The organism is Undibacterium sp. Ji50W, assembly GCF_049340445.1.
Lineage (GTDB): Bacteria > Pseudomonadota > Gammaproteobacteria > Burkholderiales > Burkholderiaceae_D > Undibacterium.
In genome coordinates this window covers 324,520-343,260 of the sequence record NZ_JBMPOX010000001.1, presented here as the reverse complement: position 1 = coordinate 343,260, position 18,741 = coordinate 324,520, and the positions used below count along the sequence as shown (strand labels likewise).

Genomic DNA, 18,741 nt, shown 5'->3' with positions numbered 1-18,741 from the left:
AGTCTGATCAATCAACCAGGCTATTGATCTGTTCGGGATTGAGTTTCTCAGCTTTTTGTGCCGCATCACAAACGATACCTGCACCAGACAGTGCTGCCGACAGTTTTTCTATCTGCTCCTGCTGGGATGCAGCATGATCTATCAGCTTGTGCAATACTTTGGAAATAGGGTCATCACTATTCTGCGTCACGCCATAGGCAGTAAATAATTGCGCCGCTTCGGAATCTGCCGATGCCACTTCTTTCTTGATGATATGGGCCGGATTACCAACCGCCGTGGCACCCGCAGGTACCGGTTTCAGTACCACGGAATTGGAACCGATTTTAGCGCCTGCACCTATAGTAAAACCACCCAGCACCTTGGCACCGGCACCAACGATGACACCCGTCTCCAGCGTAGGATGGCGCTTGGAACCTCTGGATAAAGAAGTACCACCCAGTGTCACGCCCTGATAAATCGTGCAATCGTCGCCGATTTCTGCCGTTTCCCCTATCACCACGCCAAAGCCATGGTCGATAAATACCCTGCGGCCCAGCTTGGCCCCCGGATGTATCTCTATGCCAGTCAATACCCTGGCGATATGGGAAATAAAACGTCCCAGCCACTTCATGCCGCGCGTCCAGCACCACTGTGCCCATCCATGCATGAGAATCGCCTGAAAACCAGGATAACAAGTGATCACCTCCCAGGCATTGCGGGCTGCGGGATCTTTTTTGATGATACTTGCGATATCTTCTCTTAAGCGGCTAAACATGGATTTTAAAAATGTTCTGGCGGGAGCTAGATAGTAGCGTATTTCACAAAGGCCCGTGGAGAGCCCCTAATGCCCGCCAGGGAATGGCGGGCAGCAAACCTGGAGTTACGAGGCTTCAGCTTCTTACCAGACGCTGGCGACGCGCTTCATACAGGCACACGCCGGAAGCCACAGAAACGTTCAGGCTTTCAACAGAACCAAACATGGGAACACTGACCAACACATCGCAGGTTTCACGGGTCAGGCGACGCATGCCTTCACCTTCAGAACCCATGACGATGGCAGCACCCGTTTTAAAGTCTACATCATAGATATTCTTTTCCACTTCGTCGGTCGTGCCAACCAGCAAGATGTCCCGTTCTTTCAGTTCACGCAGGGTGCGGGCCAGATTGGTCACGGTAATATAGGGCACGGTTTCCGCTGCACCGCTGGCGACTTTGGCTGCAGTTGCATTCAAACCTACGGCCCTGTCCTTGGGGGCGATCACGGCATGCGCACCGGCACCATCAGCAACCCGCAGGCAGGCACCCAGGTTATGGGGATCGGTAATGCCATCGAGTACCAGCAACAAAGGCGGGCCATCGATGGCATCCAGCAATTCATCCAGATTACGGGCCAGTGACAGTTCACTGGCTTTCGCCACCACACCCTGATGACGGCGCGTACCGACGATATTGCTGAGACGCTGGTCATCTGTCAGGATAATGCGCACACCGGCAGTTTTTGCGGTACTCAGCAAATCCTGCATGCGTCTGTCCACACGGGCGGAATCGACATAAATCTCGTCGACAGAAGAGGCTTCATGGCGGATACGTGAAGTCACCGCATGGAAGCCAAATATCATTTTACTTTTCATCTTGTTCTTTTCAATTATCTACTAACGTCTTTTCTTTGCAGCCTTGCCTGCAGTGCTGGTGGTTTTTTTCTTGGCACTGGCAGGTACAGCAGCAGATTTCTGGCGACGCCCCCCAGAAAAACTGTCCTCACTTGCTTTTACACTTCCCTTTTTCACCGCCGTGGTTTTAGTCGCCTTGGAAAAAACAGGCGCTAATTTTTCTTCCGGCTCCAAAGCAGGTTTTCTTGTATTGGTGGAATTTTTGCGGCCTTTATCTGTAGCTCCGACACTTCTTTGCTCGCCTGGGCCACCAGGCAATTTGCTGGATGCTGGCTGCACGATGCTCAGGTCAATTTTCCTGGCATCCAGATCAACCCGGCTCACCTGTACCCGAACTTTATCCGTCAGTTGATAACGCTTGCCTGTGCGTTCGCCACGCAATTCATGACGTGCATCATCGAACTGGAAGTAATCTGCACCGAGTTCAGTCACATGCACCAGGCCTTCGATATAAATCTCGTCGAGTTGCACAAAAATACCGAACTGGGTGACGCCGGTGATCATGCCGGTAAACTCTTCCCCCAGTTTGCCGCGGATGAAATAGCATTTCAGCCAGGCTTCCACATCACGCGATGCTTCATCTGCCCGTCTTTCATTGGCAGAGCAATGTACGCCGAGTGCATCCCAGATTGTCAGGTCTTTTTCGACTTTCTTCTTACCGGCAGCCTTGTCAGCAACCATCTGCTTGCGTGCGGCATTGGATACGGTGGTATTCAACAGGCTCAGGTCTATGCCTTTGGGTTCGTATTTACGCCCCTGCAAGATGGCCTTGATGGCCCGGTGCGTCAGCAGATCGGGGTAACGGCGTATCGGGCTGGTGAAATGCGCATAAGCATCATACGACAAGCCAAAGTGGCCGATATTATCCGGACTGTATACGGCCTGCTGCATGGACCGCAGCAACATGGTCTGCAACAGCGGTGCGTCTGGCCTGCCTTTGATTTTTTTCATCAACTCGGCATAGTCAGATGCCGACGGTGAATCACCACCGTTGAGGAACAAACCTACCTGCTTCAGGAAATTCCTGACCTGGGTCAGTTTTTCTTTGGTAGGGCCGGCATGGATGCGATACGTGCCAGGATGCTTATAGGTTTCCAACAAATTGGCAGCACAGACATTGGCTGCCAACATGCACTCTTCTATCAGCTTGTGTGCATCATTGCGTGTGCGTGGCAAGATTTTTTCTATCTTGCCGGATGGGTTGCAAACGATATAGGTTTCTGTCGTTTCAAAATCGATCGCACCACGCACCTGACGTGCCTTCAGCAATGACTGGAAGACTTCATACAGATGCAACAGATGCGGCACCAGCGTCAGGCGCTTGCCTGCTTCCGGGCCCTTGGTGTTACCCAGGATGGCCGCCACTTCGGTATACGTGAAACGCGCTGCCGAATGCATGACTGCCGGATAAAACTGATAGGCAGTGACTTCACCATCCTGGGTTATGACCATGTCGCAAACCAGCGTCAAACGATCAACGTCAGGATTGAGCGAACACAGGCCATTCGACAGGCGTTCCGGCAACATGGGGATGACGCGACGCGGGAAATACACGGATGTACTGCGCAATAGCGCTTCTTCATCCAGTACATCATTAGGGTGAACATAGTGACTGACATCGGCAATCGCCACGATCAGGCGGTGCCCTCTGCTGCGGCCGATCTTGATGGGCTCGCAATACACGGCATCATCAAAGTCACGCGCATCTTCACCGTCAATGGTCACCAGCGGGATATCGCGCAGGTCTACCCTGTCATTCAGATCAACGTCACGCACTTCGGACGGCAGTTTCGCTGAAGCCTTTTTGACTGCTTCAGAAAACTCATGCGGCACACCAAATTTCCTGACCGCGATTTCGATTTCCATTCCTGGATCATCGACATCACCCAGCACTTCAACAATCCTGCCTACCGGCTGCGCATAACGGGTGGGTTGTTCGGTCAACTCGACGCTGACAACCTGGCCAGCTTTTGCCTTGCCGGGTGCACCGGTCAGCAGAATGTCCTGGCTGAAGCGTTTGTCTTCAGGCGCAACGATCCAGACCCCGTTTTCATTCAACAGACGCCCGATGACATGGGTATTGGCTCTTTCCAGGATTTCCAGGATGCCGCCTTCCAGGCGACCACGCCGGTCCGTGCCAACCACGCGTGCCATGACACGGTCACCATGCAGTACTTTCTGCATTTCACGTTCTGGCAAAAACAAGTCTTCGCTACCGTCATCCGGTATCAGGAAACCATACCCTTCACGATGGCTGCTGACTTTTCCGCTGATGAAATTGTCTTGATTGGCGATGGTGTAACTTCCACCTTTGTCCACTTTAATCTGCCCATCCCTTTCCATCGCGTTTAATCGTCGTGTCATGCCATCTAACTCCTCAGGTTTAACCGACAACCCGTCCGCAATGGCGGAGGCCGTCATTTTTGCCTTGTTAGTACGTAGAACGCCCAGTATCTCTTCGCGGCTGGGAATGGGGTATAAATGCTTATTCAAATCTTATATTTCTTCTTTAAATGTTAATCTGGCCCGTGCCAGAACCATAGTCAGGCATTAGTTTACCGGAGCAAACCTCTTTCGCCTAACAATTCTTGTATTCATCAAGTCACGCATCTTGACAAATCCCCGTATTAATTTATAATATTGTTCTCCGTTGCCCACGTGGCGGAATTGGTAGACGCGCATGGTTCAGGTCCATGTGCCTTCGGGTGTGGGGGTTCGAGTCCCTCCGTGGGCACCACCAAATTGAGGGCCCGCTGATTCGTCAGCGGGCTTTTTCATTTCCGCTATCACCTGCACTTCCTGTTTTCCCGCTGCCGCTTTTACTGCTGTGTTGGCCATTGCACTTCATCATCCCTGATTTTGCCATTGTTCATGGCATTTTTTCCATCTCCACAGAAATCAATCCCAGTCGATTTGCGTGGTTTCAATTTCGTTTTGAAATACTCACCCAAAATACCGCAAATGCTCTATAATTACGCCTTCCGTTGCCCACGTGGCGGAATTGGTAGACGCGCATGGTTCAGGTCCATGTGCCTTCGGGTGTGGGGGTTCGAGTCCCTCCGTGGGCACCACCGATTTGAGAGCCCGCTGATTCGTCAGCGGGCTTTTTCATTTCCTGCTTCTTTATCCGCATTGCCCTGCATTCCCGCACCACTATCAAGCATCACCATCTGCACTTCCATCAAAGCGCGCATAAAAAAACGGAAGCCTATGCTTCCGTCTTTGGATACGCTTACTTCGCGCCTTTTTTCAGCCAGGCATTCAACTGATGCGGTCTGATACTGTCATATTCTTCAAAAGGTTGATGTATCCATGGATTGCTCGCCAGGTGTTCGAGATAATAGTCCGGTGCCACGGATGAACATGCCTTGTACCAGATCACAGCCGACTTGACTTCAGTCACTGCCGGGAAATTCTCGCGCAAATGCACCAGCACCTTCTCCAGTGTCACGCCAGAATCTACCAGATCATCCACTACCAGCACACGACCTTCCAAAGCGCCTTTGGTCATGGAGATATACTTGCCGATGTCCAGCGCGCCCTGCACGGTGCCGGATTCTTCACGATAGGAACTGGTCGACAATATCGCCAGCGGCACATCAAAAATACGCGAGAAAATATCACCTGGACGCAAACCACCACGCGCCAGGCACAGTACCTGGTCAAATTTCCAACCGGTTTCATGCACTTTCAAGGCCAGTTGTTCGATGGAGCGGTGATAGGCTTCCCAGGAAACCCATAAATCCTTGTCTGTTGATGCGGGCATATTCATATTCTTATTTTCCTTCTTAAATAAATGGATGCCTTAAAACGATCGTTTCTTCACGATCCGGGCCGGTAGATACCATATCGACCGGAACACCGACCAGCTCCTGAATCCGCTGGATATAGTTGCGGGCGTTGACGGGCAAGGCATCCATGCTCTTGGCACCGACCGTGGTCTCGGTCCAGCCTGGCATTTCTTCATAAATGGCTTCGCAGCGCGCCGCTTCTTCAGCGCCGACCGGGAAAATGTCAACGACTTTGCCATCCACTTTATAACCAGTACACAGGCGCAGCGTTTCCACACCATCGAGTACGTCCAGCTTGGTCAGGCACATGCCGGAAACACCATTGATCTGCACCGAGCGTTTCAACAAGGCTGCATCAAACCAGCCGCAACGACGCGCACGTCCGGTAACGGTACCAAACTCATGGCCAACACTGGCCAGATGCTTGCCGACACCGGCGTCCGTTGGCAGTTCAGACGGGAAAGGACCGGAACCGACACGGGTGGTGTAAGCCTTGGTAATACCCAGGATGTAATGCAGCATATTGGGGCCGACACCAGAACCGGCAGCGGCATTACCGGCTACGCAGTTACTGGAAGTCACAAAAGGATAGGTGCCGTGATCAACGTCCAGCAAGCTACCTTGCGCACCTTCAAACAACAGGCTGGCACCTGCCTTGTGGGCGGCATACAGGGCGCTCGACACGTCGGCCACCATAGGGCGGATACGCGGCACATTGGCCAGCGTGTCGTCCAGGGTTTTCTGGAAGTCAACAGCCGGTGCCTTGAGATAATTGGTCAGCACAAAATTGTGATAATCGAGATTATCACGCAGCTTTTCTGCAAAGCGCTCTTCATTGAGCAAATCCGCGACACGGATCGCACGACGTGCCACTTTATCTTCATACGCCGGGCCTATGCCCTTGCCAGTGGTACCGATCTTGGCAGCGCCACGGGCAATTTCACGCGCTGCATCGAGTGCAGTGTGGTAAGGCAGGATGACTGGGCAGGCTTCCGAAATTTTCAGACGCGATACTACTTCCACGCCATTTGCCTGCAGCTTGTCAATTTCCCTCAACAGGTCGGGCACGGACAACACCACGCCATTGCCGATATAACAGGCAACGCCGGCGCGCATGATACCGGAAGGTATCAGTTGCAAGGCGGTCTTTTGGCCGCCTATCACCAGTGTATGACCGGCATTGTGTCCGCCCTGAAAGCGCACCACACCCTGTGCGTGATCGGTCAGCCAGTCAACAATTTTCCCTTTGCCTTCATCGCCCCACTGGGTGCCGATTACAACAACGTTTTTTGCAATTTTAGTTTGTGTCATCACTCAACCTACATTTTGAAGAATCCATTTACCACCATCGAAAGTGAGTGCGCGATTGCAATCAAATTCGTCTTGTTCACTCTCGTGTCCGGGCATGCTTTGAATCACGATCTCGCCTTCGCTACGCAATTGGGCAATTTTCTCGCGCAAGAGCTGTTCGCTACCCCAGGGTGCGCGTATCGCCCCTTTTCTTTCGGCAGTAGGCAGCAGACGTGCCAGCTCACGCAAATCCAGAGAAAAGCCGGTGGCAGGTCGCAGGCGGCCAAAAGCCTCGCCAACGTGATCATAACGCCCGCCACGCGCGACAGCATTCGGCAAACCAGGCACAAATACATTGAACATAACGCCGCTGTGATAGTGGTAGCCGCGCAAATCTGCCAGGTCGATGGTGACATGGGCACCACCAGTCAGATTGACCAGATAGTCCAGCTCATCCAGCGCAACATCAATGCCCTTCATGGCTGGCAAGACAGAACGTGCTTTGGCAATCACGGACGCATCGCCGTACAGGCCAGGCAAAGCCAGCAAGGCTCCCCGGACTTCGGCAGAAAAATTCTGGCTCAGCTTGTCTATGCTCGGCAGGTCTTTTGCTTCCAGCAGGGCGAACAGGGTGTTTTCCTGGGCCTTGGCCAGCGGATCTGCCGCCAGCAAGGTACGCAAGACGCCCACATGGCACAGATCCAGGCGCACATCACGGATATTTGCCAGCGCCAGGCAACCCAGTACCAGCTCCTGGATTTCAGCATCAGCCTCGAGGCCGGCATGGCCATAAATCTCGGCACCGATCTGCAAAGGCTCGCGCGTGGCATGCAGGCCAGACGGCCTGGTCTGCAACACGCTGCCGGCATAGCACAGGCGCGTGACAGAACGGCGGTTCAGCAAATGGGCGTCAATACGGGCAACCTGGGTCGTCATATCCGAGCGCAGGCCCATGGTACGGCCTGACATCTGGTCCACCAGCTTGAAGGTACGCAGGTCGGTGTCCTGCCCTGCCCCGGTCAGCAAGGATTCTATGTATTCCAGCAAAGGCGGCATCACCATTTCGTAACCGAACAAACGGAAGTGATCCAGCAAGGCGCGGCGCAGCTCTTCTATCTTGCGCGCTTCAGAGGGCAAGATATCCGCAATATTTTCAGGTAAAAGCCAATTTGGCATGGGGAATTATGTAAAAAACAAAAAAATTTGGCTTGGCCAATCCGACAAACAGCGACCTGCACCTTGAGGTGCAGATCGCTGTCGAGAAAACGAATAAATTACTTGCCTTTTACTGCAGGCGCACTACTGCCAGAAGCACCAGAGCCTTTAAAGTATTTGAAAAAGTCTGAGTTAGGATCAACCACTAACACATCGCTCTTATTCTTGAAGCTGTTGCGATAGGCTTCCAGGCTACGATAAAACTTGTAGAACTCAGGATTTTGCCCAAACGCCTGCGCATAGATCTGTGAGGCTTCAGCATCACCGGCACCGCGCATCTTTTCTGCTTCGCGGAAGGCTTCTGCCAGTATCACTGTTCTTTGTTTGTCAGCATCCGCACGAATCTGCTCGGAATCGGCAGCACCGGTAGAGCGCAATTCATTGGCAACACGAGCCCGTTCTGCCTTCATGCGGTCATACACGGAATTATTGATCTGTTCGACATAATCAACCCGCTTCAAACGCACATCCAGAATTTCCACGCCTATCGGCTTTGATTCTTCTGCGACTTTTTTCTTGATCGCATCCATGACATTGCCACGTTCCCCGGAAATCACTTCACGCACGGTACGCTTGGTGATTTCATCATTCAAGGCCGCCTTGACGATCTGCGACATGCGGTCCGTGGCGCGGCGTTCTTCACCATTAAAGCTGACGTAATACAGTTTCGGTTCCTTGATGCGCCATTTGACATAGGAATCGACCAGGATATTTTTCTTTTCAGCGGTAATGAAACGATCAGCTTCAGGAGAATCAATAGTCAATACCCGTTTGTCCAGGAACAGCACGTTCTGGAATGGTGGCGGCAATTTGAAATGCAAGCCGGGTTCGCTGATGACAGAACGTACTTCACCCAAAGCAAAAACAATCGCGTGTGAGCGCTGGTCAACCACGAAGATGGTGGAATACGCTACCAGAATAGCTGCAAGCAGGGCAACAATGACAGAAATGAGCTTATTCATTTATCGTACCTCCCTGTCACGAGAGTCGCGGGTATCTCTTGATCTTCCATCTTTGCTGTAACGCATCTCCACAGTAGGAATCTGTTCGGCAGACGGTGCCGTTGGCTGCACGGTCGCTGTTGCTGCTTTGCCAGCGGACGAATCAGAGGGCGCCATCATTTTGTCTATCGGCAAATACAGCATGTTATTGCCGGATTTGGTATCCACCATCACCTTGCTGGTGCTGGCAAAAATCTGTTGCATGGTTTCCAGGTACATGCGGTCACGGGTGACACCCGGCGCTTTCTGGTATTCGGTCAACACCTGCTTGAAGCGTGAGGCATTACCTTCAGCATTGGCCACGATACGCGACTTGTAGGCTTCTGCATCCAGCAGCAAACGGGATGCTTCACCGCGCGCCTTGGGAATCACGTCATTGGCATACGCCTGGCCTTCATTCTTTTGACGTTCCTTGTCCTGCCCCGCCTTGACGGCATCATCAAATGCTGTCTGGACTTGCTCTGGCGGCTGCACGCCCTGCATGGTCACATTGGTGATCTGCACACCAGCGGTATACACATCCAGGATTTTCTGCATGCTGGTGCTGACATCCAGCGCGACTTTTTCGCGGCCTTCATACAAGACGAAATCCATCTTGTTTTTACCGACGATTTCGCGCACGGCAGTCTCGGCGACCTGACGTATCATGTCTTCCTGATCACGGTTGTTGTACAGCCAGTCAGCCGCGTTATTTAATTTATATTGAACTGCAAATTGAATATCAACGATATTTTCGTCATCAGTCAGCATCAGGGATTCACGGGCCTGCTTGTTCTTCACATTTGAACGATAGCCGACTTCAATGGTGCGTACCTGGGACACATTGACGATTTCATGGCCCTGGATAGGGTAAGGCCAGCGCCAGTTGAAACCGGCGGAGGTTTGATGGCTTAATTTGCCGAAGGTCGTGATGACAGCCGTCTGGCCTTCCTGCACGATGAAAAAGCCACTCGCCAGCCAGATCATGACAAAAATACCAACAATCAGTGAAGCGCCTATTTTGGCACCGGAAGAGTCAGGCGAAAACCCGCCGTTATTATCACCGCCATTGCCTTTTTGGCCCAGCAGACGACTCAGCTTCTGGCTAAAGTCCTTCCATAGCTGATCGAGATCAGGCGGCCCTTCGGGCGGCTTTTTATTGTTATTATTATTCTGATTATTGTTTTGTGAACCACGTCCCCATTGAGGGTCGTTCAACGACATGGTCAAACCAATTCTTTTGAGAAGTGAAACAAGCATTCTGTCGCTATCCAATGAATAGTGGGTTGGACTACTGAAGATTAAAGCGTGCGTCATTATCTTCCGGCAATACGGCCTGCCCAGAAGCTGACGCTTTTTCCAGCGCGAATTGAGCTATCGATTCACGCAACAAACTGATCCCTGCCCCAGTCCGGGCGCTCAAAAAAACCCGTTGGATTTTATCACACTCATCAAGGTCAACCGATGGTTCTATACCCGCCAGGTCTATCTTGTTCCAGACCAGCATCTGCGGAATATGATCAGCACCGATTTCTTTCAATACTTCATTCACTTGCTGTATCTGGTCGAATCTTACCGGACTACCGGCATCCACGACATGTAAAAGCAGGTCGGCATGTATGGTTTCTTCCAGTGTGGCACGAAATGCGGCAACCAGTTGATGTGGCAACTCACGAATAAAGCCTACCGTATCCGAAATTACCACACTACCGGCATCTCCCAGGTAAAGGCGACGGGATGTGGTATCCAAAGTAGCAAATAACTGGTCGGCTGCATAGGCACCAGCCTTGGTCAGGGTATTAAATAAAGTTGATTTCCCGGCATTGGTATAGCCAACCAGGGAAACCGACAAGGTATTGCTGCGACCTCTTGAGCGACGCTGGGTTTCACGTTGCTTGTGCAGTTTTTCCAGCTTCTGCTTCAGCATTTTCACCCGCTCACCCAAAAGGCGGCGATCTGTTTCCAACTGCGTCTCACCCGGACCACGCAAGCCGATACCACCCTTTTGTCGTTCCAGATGGGTCCAGCCGCGTATCAGGCGCGTTGCCAGATGTTGCAACTGAGCCAACTCCACCTGCACCTTGCCTTCGTGACTGTGGGCACGCTGAGCGAAAATATCGAGAATCAGGCTGGTACGGTCTACCACCCTGACTTTCATATGACGTTCAAGATTTCTTTGCTGGGCTGGTGACAATGCGTGATTAAAAATCACAATCTCCAGCGCGGCATCAGCGACAGCATGTGCTATCTCATCCGCCTTGCCGGAGCCGACAAAAAACGCAGCATCAGGGCTTGCCCGCTTGCAAGTGATGGTTGTAACCGGCTCCGCCCCCGCAGATTGCGAGAGCAAAGACAATTCTTCTAAACTAGCGGCAAAGTCGTCTTTGCCAAAATCCACACCGACTAGAGCGGCGCGCATAGACGACTTCTTTCCAATGATTCAGCGTTCAAATATTACTCTGCTTCAGACTCGGTGTTGATGCTGACTGCACGTGCTGGTACAACAGTCGAAATAGCATGTTTGTAGACCATTTGTGTCACTGTATTACGCAGCAGCACGACATACTGGTCAAATGATTCAATATGGCCTTGCAGCTTGATGCCATTGACCAGATAAATTGATACAGGGATGTGTTCTTTACGCAATGCGTTCAGAAACGGGTCTTGTAGTAGTTGCCCTTTATTACTCATAACAGCTCCATTGTGTTGTTGTGATCAGGAGTTGGGGACTACTTGGCAAAATACAAGTAATCCAAGAAGTTGATTACAAAGTAATGTAATCTATTTTTATCTTTATTGCCTATCCAGCACCAAAATTTTATCGGAACTGGCGTTATTTCCATTATTTTGATTTGTCGAACGGATTTTTGCCCGATCGCATTTCTATCCTTAATGGAGTCCCCGTGAGAGAAAAAGTTTCACGGAAATGTTTTTCAAGGTAACGCTTGTACACATCGCCCACTGCTTCCAGTGCGTTGCCATGAATAACAATAATAGGTGGATTTTGCCCGCCCTGATGCGCATAACGCAATTTTGGCCGGATCGAACCCTTGCGCTTCGGTTGCTGGTGCTCTACCGCTTCGATCAGGGCACGGGTCAGTTTTGGTGTCGACAAATTACACATCGCCGCTTCATAGGCAGCATCTATCGATTTCATCAAAGGGCCGATACCGGTCGATTTCAGTGCAGAGATAAAGTGAAACTTGGCGAACGTCAGGAAATTCAGCTTGCGCTCAATATCCAACTTGATTTCATCCCGTCTGTCACTCTGCAGCCCATCCCATTTGTTCACGCCAACCACCAGCGCGCGACCGGATTCCAGAATAAAGCCGGCGATATGGGCATCCTGCTCTGAAATATCCTGCTGCGCATCCAGCAGCAGCAAGACGACATTGGCTTCTGACACCGATTGCAGGGTTTTCACCACCGAAAATTTTTCTATCGCTTCAAACACCTTGCCGCGTCGGCGTATGCCGGCGGTATCAATCAGGGAATAATGCTTGCCCTCACGCTCGAAAGGAATCTCGATGGAATCACGGGTAGTGCCCGGCATATCGAAGGCGATCACGCGCTCTTCGCCCAGCAAGGTATTCACCAGCGTCGATTTACCGACATTGGGGCGGCCGACGATGGCAATCCTGATGCCTCTGACATTCGGTTCAGGCTCTTCCAGTTCTGGCGGACGTTGCGCAAACGCGATGTCCACCATCTCTTCGACCAGATCAGTCACACCATCACCGTGGGCAGCGGAAATCACATATGGATCACCCAGGCCCAGCTCGTAAAAGTCAGCGGTCACCGAGGTGTATTTCATACCCTCGGCCTTGTTGACCACCAACATGACAGAACGGCCAGACTTCCTCAGAAAATCGGTGATGGTCTTGTCATGCGGCGTCAGGCCCTGACGGCCATCGACAATAAACACGACAACATCGGCCTCAGCCACGGCCTGCTTGGTCTGTTTGGCCATTTCATGCATGATGCCTTCCTTGGCAACAGGCTCGAAACCGCCTGTATCAATCACCAGGAAAGGACGCTCACCAACACGGCCTTCACCGTAATGGCGGTCTCTCGTCAAACCTGGCAAGTCTGCTACCAAAGCATCACGAGAACGGGTAAGCCGATTGAACAGCGTGGATTTGCCGACATTAGGTCGGCCTATAAGTGCGATAACCGGCTTCATTATTTATTACTCGGGTGCTAGCGCAACCACTGATCCTGATTTTGTTTGGACGATCAGTTTAGCATCCACCACCAGCGGTGCTGCTAAAATCTGACTACCATCGGTAGTTACCCGTCCTATGAACGAACCATCTTCCCTTGACAGGAAGTGGACATAACCTGCCATATCACCCACCGCTACTGCGCGGTCGTATGAAATGGGGGCAGATAAACGACGGTTACTCAATTTATCATTACGCCACGCACTGGTACCACCGGTGCGGGCATAGGCATTAACTGCGCCATTGACATCAGCCGCGAAGACGAAACGTTCGTCAACACTGACACCAACCTCACTGGACAAGTTCTTGTTCCAGCGCAAAGCGCCTGTAGACACGTCAAAACAGGCTACACGCCCCTGGAAGGAACTGGCACATACGTCACGACCCATGATCACTGGGATCCCGGATACGTCTGCTACGCGCTCCAGTTCGGTCGCGCCTTTCGGTTCACCAACCACGGCTTCCCAACGCAGGCCACCGTTATTCAATGCCAGTGAAGACATGCGTCCACCTGGCAATGCCACAAGTACCTGTTGTTCTGTGATCACGATCCCAGGTGCCAGACGCAAGGTCAAAGGCGGCAAAGGTCTTTCTACTGACCATTTGCGTTCACCGGTATTGGCGTCATACGCGGATATCTTGTTGTCAATACTGCGTACCACGACCAGACCCTGGCCGACCGCAGGCGCAGACAATATTTCATTCGTGCCCGGTGCCTTCCAGCGCAGCTTGCCATCCTGATCAAATGCCAGCACCTGACCTTTTTCACCAACCACTGCAATCGTGTTTGCATCAGCCCCGACACCAGCAGTCAGGTGCATGCCTGCATTGATTTTCCAGACTATACGGCCACTCGCCACCTCAAGCCGGACCAGCGTGCCATCAGCAGCCGCAGCATACACGTTCTGCGCCACCGAAGCTGGCGTAAACAGGTAATTGCCAGCAGCGCCGACAGGTACCGTCCAGCTGGTCTTGATGGACATCGTGGTTTTAATTTCCGTCAAAACCGCAGGGGTGTTTTTTTCTGATTTGGAAGAAAAGGGATTCAGGGATGACAGTGTAGAACAGCCACTCAAGGCAAAAAGTGCAGATGCCGTAACCAGCAGCTTGGCAGAAAATTGCATGTATGGCTCCTGTTATTTACTAACAACTTTTGTTTCAGCGGCACCGCCAACGGCATCCAGCTTGGTTTGCAAAGACTGACGCCCCGGATTTTTTTCCGACATCTTGTCCAATGCAGCTTTATAGGCAGTACGTGCTTCTGCGATATTGTTCTGGGCAACATAAATATCACCCTTGGCATCGAGTACATCCGCTTCCAGCTCTGCCGGGAAACTGCCAGACAATTGCTTCAGACCTTCGTCATAGGCTTTTTCATCCAGTGCAATACCGGCCAGACGGATTTTGGCAAGCGCCTTGTATTCGTCTACCTTTGCCGTATCCACCACCCATTGCAACTGGGTTTTGGCGACTTTCAGGTCACCGGCATCAAATGCGCTCTTGGCAGCGACCAGTGCCGCCATGGGGGCATATGCTGCGCGTGGAAACTTCTCTTTCAAATCTTCGGCAGCCCGCTGCACTTTGGCATTGTCCTTGGCAGTCACCGATTTTTGCATTTCTTCATACAACTGCGAAGCCTGCAGCGACTGGTTACCCTGATAGGTGTTCCAGTATGTCCAGGCAGCATAGCCGCCCAGACAAACGATCACCAGCCATGTCACCATATTGCCGTATTTTTTCCAGCTATCTTTCAGGCTGTCTAACTGCTCTTGTTCTTCTAAATCGTATGCCATAGTGTCTATTGTTATCTATATGATTAACGTTATTAATATGATGAATGCGTAGTAACGAGTATTAATGATGAATATGGATGTGGTTGGGGTCGTCGCAGCAATGATCATCATCTTCCACACCGGCAATCTGGTCGACCAGATAATCCACCGCTGTATCGAATGGCACGTTGACCTGATTGTTTTCAGCATCGTCGGCACGCATGGCCTTGATACTGACGGTATTATTACTGGCCTCATCCTCACCAATAATAACGGCATAGGCAGCGCCGCTGCCATCTGCCTTTTTCATTTGCGACTTGAAACTGCCCGTGCCTGCCGCCGTTGCGCAATGTAACACAACATCCAGCCCGGCATCACGCAATCGTTCACCAAGTACCATGGATTGCATCTGTCCAGCATCCCCCTGGTGTACCAGATACACATCGCACATTGCCGGCTGATGCAGATCACCATTGAGCTTCATCAATTCCAGCAAGCGCTCTATTCCCATTGCAAATCCGCAAGATGGTGTAGGTTTGCCACCAAAAATACCGAACAGCGTATCATAACGACCACCGGCACAGACTGTACCCTGGGCACCCAGCTCATCCGTCACCCATTCAAACACGGTGCGGTTATAGTAATCCAGGCCACGTACCAGACGGCTATTGATGGTAAATGGAATACTGTTATCGCGCAGGATTTTTTGCACCCCTTCAAAGTGGGCGAGCGATTCTTCACCAAGATAGTCCAGCAACTTGGGTGCAGCATTGACCATTTCCTGCATCGCAGGATTTTTGGTATCCAGTATGCGCAAAGGATTCGTATGCAAGCGACGTTGCGCTTCTGCATCCAGGATATCCATATGCTGTTCAAAATAGGCAACCAGGGCCGCACGGTGCTGCATTCTTTCGGCAGCGTCGCCAATCGAGTTCAGTTCCAAGCGTACATTCTGCAAGCCCAGATCATCCCACAAACGCTGGCACATCATGATCAGTTCAGCATCGATATCCGGACCGCTGAAACCCAAAGCTTCGGCACCTACCTGATGGAACTGGCGATAACGCCCACGTTGCGGCCTTTCATGACGGAACATGGGGCCGGTATACCACAGGCGTCTTGGGCCGTCGTACACCAGATTATGCTCAACGGCAGACCTGACCACACCAGCAGTTCCCTCTGGGCGCAAGGTCAGCTTGTCACCGTTCATGGAATCTTCGAAAGAGTACATTTCTTTTTCAACGACATCCGTTACTGCGCCCAGTCCACGCGCAAACAACGAGGTCGATTCGACGATAGGGGTACGAATTTGCTGAAAGCCATAGCTCTTCAACACCGATTGCACGGTATTTTCAAACAACTCCCACAAGGGAGCGTCGTCCGGCAACAGGTCATTCATACCTTTGATGCCTGCAATTTTTTCTGCTTTTTTATTTTCCGACATGCTTGCTACCTGATTCAATGATTTGACACGCCATTCGCCGGCGCATAGTGACTTTTTACATAATCCAGAACGATAACCTGGAATTCTTCAGCGATCTTGTCGCCCCGCAAGGTAAGTGCCTTGGCCCCATCGATAAACACCGGTGCCGCCGGGGATTCCCCCGTACCAGGCAGGCTGATACCTATATTGGCATGCTTGGATTCGCCCGGACCATTCACGATACAGCCCATGACCGCCACATTCATGTTTTCCACACCCGGATATTCCAGCTTCCAGCTCGGCATCTGATTACGCAGGAAAGTCTGGATATCATCCGCCAGCTCCTGAAAGACGGTGGATGTGGTCCTGCCACAACCCGGGCAGGCGATCACCATGGGGGTAAACTTGCGCAAGCCCATGGTTTGCAAAATTTCCTGGCCAACGATGACTTCGCGGCAACGATCGCCACCTGGTTCCGGGGTCAGCGAAATACGGATGGTGTCGCCTATGCCTTCCTGCATCAGCACAGCCAGTGCAGCAGTCGAAGCGACAATGCCCTTGCTGCCCATACCGGCTTCAGTCAGACCCAGATGCAAGGGGTAATCGCAACGGCGCGCCAGTTCACGATAAACGGCGATCAAATCCTGTACGCCAGACACTTTACAAGACAGGATGATCTTGTCACCGCCCAGTCCCAGCTCTTCCGCTTTCTGGGCACTTTCTATGGCAGACGTGATCAATGCCTCATACATGACTGCCTGCACACTCCAGGGTTCAGGACGTAGCGCATTGGCATCCATGATGCGGGCCAGCAAGGCCTGGTCGAGACTGCCCCAGTTCACGCCTATGCGCACCGGTTTATCATAGCGACAGGCCATTTCTATCATTTGCGCGAACTGCGTATCGCGCTTGGCACCCTTGCCTACATTGCCAGGATTAATCCGGTATTTGGACAAGGCTTTGGCGCAATCGGGAAAATCATGCAGCAGCGTGTGACCGTTGTAGTGAAAATCGCCCACCAGGGGAACGTCAATGCCCATCCGGTCGAGTTGTTCACGGATCGCCGGCACCGCGGCGGCGGCTTCAGGATTATTCACGGTAATGCGGACCAGTTCGGAACCGGCACGCGCCAGTTCCTTGATCTGGATAGCGGTACCTATCGCATCTGCCGTGTCGGTATTGGTCATGGACTGCACCACCACTGGCGCACCACCACCGACGATCACTTCACGGCTGCCATAACTGACACTGGCTGAACGGGATTTGCGCCTGAACATGGGGCCAGAAGCAATTTCCGATAAAAAATCCGTCATCTTTACTTCACATTCAAATTAACTACGTTGCTGTCCTTGCCCGGCACTATGGCCATTGCATTGCCACGCACCCAGCCTTCCACGCCGACGGCATTGCCTATCCTGACTTGCAAGGCATCTTTCAGGTCAAAGAATTCTTCCGTACCAGCCTTGGCCAGATGCGAAGTAATGATCGTGCCATTCTCGCGCTTTACCTGTATCCAGGAATCCTGCTTGAACTTCAGCTTGAACTGGTTATTCCCAGTCTGTACGGTGGCTGGACTGGCGACTACCAGCGGGGTGCTCAGAGAAGCTACACTGACGGGTGCCGCAGCAACTGCGGCTACTGAAGCAGCAACTGAGGTAGCGACAGGCGCCGGCACTTTGACAGAGGTAGTGATTGGCGCTGGCGACACATCCTGAGGCAATTTGGCGGCGGATGCAGCCTGCTCCTGATTTTCCAGTCGGGTACTGCTACCCGCCAGGCTGACGCTTGATGCCGGAGCATCCATTTTGTTTTCAGCCGCCGACTCATTGCCAACACTGGCAACACTGGCAGGTGCCGCTTCCACACTGGCGTTAAGCTCTTCCGGCGTTTTGGCAACGGATGCTGGCGTCAGCAAGCCCTTGAAGTAGCCAGACTGTTCCAGTTTTTGGCCACCCACAAACAACATGGCAAACACGGCCAGCAAGGCTGCGCCTATCAGGTACTTGCGATTGTTATTTTCCTGGCGCCCCAAAAACGGTGTGCGCGACTCCATGAAAGGGGTCGCCAGTGTAGGACGCAAATCCGCATCCAGACCAGGAGCCACCGCTTCCGTCGGCAGGCAGGCGACCATCGGAGCCGGGTCGAGTCGCAGCAATTTTGCATACGAACGCACAAAACCACGCACGATTACCATCTTCGGCAATAGCTCAAACTGGTTATTCTCAAGCGCCAGGATCTGACGCTGCGACAGCTTTAACTGCTCAGCCACCTGCTGCAGGCTCATGCCCTGCTGGATACGTGCAGCCGACAATTGTGCGCCGGCAGTCTGCACGACCGACAGCGCGACCTTATTCTCGGATTGTTCAGGCGCCATCGGTTCGACAGGCGAATTCATTCC

Annotated in this window: 16 protein-coding genes and 2 tRNA genes; 2 read left to right on the top strand and 16 right to left on the bottom strand. The window is 52.2% G+C overall.

The genetic code is table 11. The annotated features are described in order from the left end of the window. Positions 1-7: 7 nt before the first annotated feature. The 3 genes from cysE to rnr all read right to left on the bottom strand — a co-directional run bounded on the left by cysE (position 8) and on the right by rnr (position 4,142). Complete coding sequence (gene cysE / locus ACO0K9_RS01700) at positions 8-754, bottom strand: serine O-acetyltransferase (protein ID WP_422981121.1); 747 nt, start codon at positions 752-754, stop codon at positions 8-10. A 115-nt stretch (positions 755-869) separates the two neighbouring features. Then, entirely contained in the window at positions 870-1,610 is a 741-nt protein-coding gene (rlmB, locus tag ACO0K9_RS01695; RefSeq protein ID WP_422981119.1) for a 23S rRNA (guanosine(2251)-2'-O)-methyltransferase RlmB, read from the bottom strand. Between the two features lie 21 nt (positions 1,611-1,631). Further along, entirely contained in the window at positions 1,632-4,142 is a 2,511-nt protein-coding gene (gene rnr / locus ACO0K9_RS01690; protein WP_422981117.1) for a ribonuclease R, read from the bottom strand. Between the two features lie 159 nt (positions 4,143-4,301). Here rnr and ACO0K9_RS01685 point away from each other — a divergent pair. Both ACO0K9_RS01685 and ACO0K9_RS01680 read left to right on the top strand, forming a co-directional pair. Beyond that, positions 4,302-4,386, top strand: a tRNA-Leu gene (locus tag ACO0K9_RS01685). Between the two features lie 249 nt (positions 4,387-4,635). Then, positions 4,636-4,720: transfer RNA gene (locus ACO0K9_RS01680), tRNA-Leu, on the top strand. A 161-nt stretch (positions 4,721-4,881) separates the two neighbouring features. On the opposite strand, the gene ACO0K9_RS01675 is transcribed toward ACO0K9_RS01680, so the two are convergent. From ACO0K9_RS01675 to ACO0K9_RS01615, 13 genes are all read right to left on the bottom strand, one after another. Continuing rightward, the gene (locus ACO0K9_RS01675; RefSeq protein ID WP_422982490.1) at positions 4,882-5,415 is read right to left on the bottom strand and encodes a phosphoribosyltransferase; all 534 of its coding nucleotides are present in this window, start codon (positions 5,413-5,415) and stop codon (positions 4,882-4,884) included. Between the two features lie 22 nt (positions 5,416-5,437). After that, the gene (locus ACO0K9_RS01670; RefSeq protein ID WP_422981115.1) at positions 5,438-6,751 is read right to left on the bottom strand and encodes an adenylosuccinate synthase; all 1,314 of its coding nucleotides are present in this window, start codon (positions 6,749-6,751) and stop codon (positions 5,438-5,440) included. A 3-nt stretch (positions 6,752-6,754) separates the two neighbouring features. Next, positions 6,755-7,906, bottom strand: coding sequence for an ATP phosphoribosyltransferase regulatory subunit (locus tag ACO0K9_RS01665; protein WP_422981113.1), 1,152 nt, complete (start codon positions 7,904-7,906; stop codon positions 6,755-6,757). Positions 7,907-8,004: 98 nt separating this feature from the next. Continuing rightward, complete coding sequence (gene hflC / locus ACO0K9_RS01660; RefSeq protein ID WP_422981111.1) at positions 8,005-8,907, bottom strand: protease modulator HflC; 903 nt, start codon at positions 8,905-8,907, stop codon at positions 8,005-8,007. Then, complete coding sequence (gene hflK, locus ACO0K9_RS01655; RefSeq protein ID WP_422981109.1) at positions 8,908-10,185, bottom strand: FtsH protease activity modulator HflK; 1,278 nt, start codon at positions 10,183-10,185, stop codon at positions 8,908-8,910. Between the two features lie 31 nt (positions 10,186-10,216). Further along, positions 10,217-11,344: a GTPase HflX gene (gene hflX, locus ACO0K9_RS01650; RefSeq protein ID WP_422981107.1), complete on the bottom strand. Its 1,128-nt coding sequence runs from the start codon at positions 11,342-11,344 to the stop codon at positions 10,217-10,219. Between the two features lie 35 nt (positions 11,345-11,379). After that, on the bottom strand, positions 11,380-11,616 hold the full coding sequence (gene hfq, locus ACO0K9_RS01645) for an RNA chaperone Hfq (protein WP_186946602.1): 237 nt from the start codon (positions 11,614-11,616) through the stop codon (positions 11,380-11,382). Between the two features lie 151 nt (positions 11,617-11,767). After that, on the bottom strand, positions 11,768-13,108 hold the full coding sequence (gene der, locus ACO0K9_RS01640; protein ID WP_422981105.1) for a ribosome biogenesis GTPase Der: 1,341 nt from the start codon (positions 13,106-13,108) through the stop codon (positions 11,768-11,770). Between the two features lie 6 nt (positions 13,109-13,114). Next, positions 13,115-14,272, bottom strand: coding sequence for an outer membrane protein assembly factor BamB (gene bamB / locus ACO0K9_RS01635; protein WP_422981103.1), 1,158 nt, complete (start codon positions 14,270-14,272; stop codon positions 13,115-13,117). A gap of 12 nt (positions 14,273-14,284) precedes the next feature. After that, complete coding sequence (locus ACO0K9_RS01630; protein ID WP_422981101.1) at positions 14,285-14,941, bottom strand: YfgM family protein; 657 nt, start codon at positions 14,939-14,941, stop codon at positions 14,285-14,287. A 61-nt stretch (positions 14,942-15,002) separates the two neighbouring features. After that, on the bottom strand, positions 15,003-16,364 hold the full coding sequence (gene hisS / locus ACO0K9_RS01625; protein WP_422981099.1) for a histidine--tRNA ligase: 1,362 nt from the start codon (positions 16,362-16,364) through the stop codon (positions 15,003-15,005). Positions 16,365-16,378: 14 nt separating this feature from the next. Beyond that, positions 16,379-17,656 carry a flavodoxin-dependent (E)-4-hydroxy-3-methylbut-2-enyl-diphosphate synthase gene (gene ispG, locus ACO0K9_RS01620; protein WP_422981097.1) on the bottom strand — a complete coding sequence of 426 codons (1,278 nt, stop codon included), beginning with the start codon at positions 17,654-17,656 and terminating at the stop codon, positions 16,379-16,381. A 2-nt stretch (positions 17,657-17,658) separates the two neighbouring features. After that, the gene (locus tag ACO0K9_RS01615; RefSeq protein ID WP_422981095.1) at positions 17,659-18,738 is read right to left on the bottom strand and encodes a helix-turn-helix domain-containing protein; all 1,080 of its coding nucleotides are present in this window, start codon (positions 18,736-18,738) and stop codon (positions 17,659-17,661) included. Between the last annotated feature and the right edge of the window lie 3 nt (positions 18,739-18,741).